The organism is Stenotrophomonas sp. 2YAF22, from assembly GCF_052114665.1.
GTDB lineage: Bacteria > Pseudomonadota > Gammaproteobacteria > Xanthomonadales > Xanthomonadaceae > Stenotrophomonas > Stenotrophomonas indicatrix.
The window spans coordinates 1-1,782 of record NZ_JBFRFE010000753.1 but is presented as its reverse complement, the minus strand read 5'-3'; the positions used below and the strand labels follow the sequence as shown (position 1 = coordinate 1,782).

The 1,782-nt window shown below is 65.9% G+C and carries 3 protein-coding genes; 2 read left to right on the top strand and 1 reads right to left on the bottom strand.

Annotation, left to right across the window (positions count from 1 at the left end; translation table 11 throughout):
• On the top strand, positions 1-482 hold a 482-nt coding region (locus tag AB4Y84_RS20785; RefSeq protein ID WP_442250831.1), incomplete at its 5' end, for a dihydrodipicolinate synthase family protein.
• 32 nt (positions 483-514) lie between these two features.
• Positions 515-1,030: a hypothetical protein gene (locus AB4Y84_RS20780; RefSeq protein ID WP_312109717.1), complete on the top strand. Its 516-nt coding sequence runs from the start codon at positions 515-517 to the stop codon at positions 1,028-1,030.
• Between the two features lie 238 nt (positions 1,031-1,268).
• On the opposite strand, the gene fdxA is transcribed toward AB4Y84_RS20780, so the two are convergent.
• Positions 1,269-1,592: a ferredoxin FdxA gene (fdxA, locus tag AB4Y84_RS20775; RefSeq protein WP_005409054.1), complete on the bottom strand. Its 324-nt coding sequence runs from the start codon at positions 1,590-1,592 to the stop codon at positions 1,269-1,271.
• Positions 1,593-1,782: the final 190 nt, after the last annotated feature.

Sequence of the window (1,782 nt, the reverse complement as noted above, 5' to 3'; positions counted from 1 at the left end):
GCCGTACCGGCTGCGACATGCTGCCGGAGACCGTGGCCGAGCTCGCCAGCCATCCGAACATCGTCGGCATCAAGGAAGCGGTGGGCGATACCGGCCGCGTGCGGGCACTGCTGGACCTGCGCAGCCCGACCTTTGCCGTGCTCACCGGCGATGACGGCACGGCCGCACGTTCGATCCAAGCCGGCATGGACGGTCTGATCTCGGTCGGTTCCAACGTGCTGCCCGGCGCCTATCGCCGGATGTGCGACCTGGCCGCTGCCCGCGACCATGAAGCCGTTGAATCCTGGGACGCGCGCCTGCAGCCGTTCCATGACTTCTGCGGTGTCGAATCCAACCCGATTCCGGTCAAGGCGCTGTTGCGTCGGATCGGCATCGGTCACGATCTGCGCCTGCCGCTGCTGCCGCTTTCGGCCGCACACACGCCTGCCGCCGACCATCTCGCCGGCGATATCGCCGCCCTCGAAGCCCTTTCCAGCCACTGACCTTCCGTCTTGGTCTGATCCAGGAGATTCACATGCGCCAATCCGTTTCCGCCGTCCGCGTGCTGTCCTTCGCGCTCCTTGCCGTGGCCACCGCAGCCGGCACCACCGGTTGCTTCAAGCGTGGCGTCAAGGGCGACTACGCTCTGGCCCCGGAAGTGCGTCCGCTGGAAGTGCCGCCGGACCTGAACCTGCCGGCAGGCGCCGGCAACAACCAGGTACCGACCCTGAGCTCGGCGACCAAGCCGGCCACCCCGGCCGCCGCCACCCCCGCCGTCAGCGCCACCGGTTTCACCATTGCCGGCAGCAAGGATGAAGCCTTCGCCAAGGTCGGTACCGCGCTGGAAGGCGTGGAAGGCCTGACCATCGCCACGCGCGCGCAGCTGCTGGGTTCGTACGACGTGGCCTATGAAGGCAGCAACTTCCTGGTCCGCGTGGTCGCCGTCGACGCTGGTGCCTACATCTCCGCGGTCGACCCGCGTGGCCTGCCGGCCACCGCCGAAGCCCCGGTGAAGCTGATTGCCGCACTGAAGGCGAAGCTGGCCCAGTAATGGCTGGCTCGATGGGCGCGGACCCTGCTGGTTCGTACCTGCCGTGGTAGACGCCGACCTTGGTCGGCGCCTTTATGCCAACCAAGGTTGGCAGCTACCAGGGCCAGAACAGAAAAGGGCGCCCTGGGCGCCCTTTTCATTGCCTGCTGGTTGGTACCTGCCGTGGTGGGGGCCGACCTTGGTCGGCGCCTTTGTGCCAACCAAGGTTGGCAGCTACCAGGGCCATGGTGCCTGCGCCTCAGCGCTCTAGCAACTTCAGTTTGTCCGGCTTGCCATCCCACTCACCGGCGTCGGCCGGCGGGTCCTTGCGCACGGTCAGCACCGGCCATTCCTTCGCCAGTTCTGCATTGAGGGCGACGAAACCTTCCTGGCCAGCGGGAACATCGTCTTCCGGGAAGATTGCGTTGACCGGGCACTCGGGTTCGCAGAGGGTGCAGTCAATGCACTCGTCCGGGTCGATCACCAGGAAGTTCGGGCCTTCGTGGAAGCAATCCACGGGACACACTTCCACGCAATCGGTGTGTTTGCACTTGATGCAGTTTTCGGTGACGACAAAGGGCATGGGTAGAGGGCGAATCGCTTTCTGAACCTGCCAATTCTAGAACAGGTTGGCCCCCGGTGTCGGTCGCCGTGTGAAAGTGGGCCGGATTGGTACCCGGAACGCCCATTTGGCGGCATGCCCGCCCTGTGCGACGCTGCCAGGGCCGCCGGCCCGCTTCGGTCGGCCCCCTTCCTTGCAGGATCCTTCATGT

What these genes read in the sequence shown, in the direction of transcription:
- AB4Y84_RS20780 (WP_312109717.1), top strand. Translation starts at nt 515, where the DNA reads ATGCGCCAATCCGTTTCCGCCGTCCGCGTGCTGTCCTTCGCGCTCCTT.
- fdxA (WP_005409054.1), bottom strand. Translation starts at nt 1,592, where the DNA reads ATGCCCTTTGTCGTCACCGAAAACTGCATCAAGTGCAAACACACCGAT.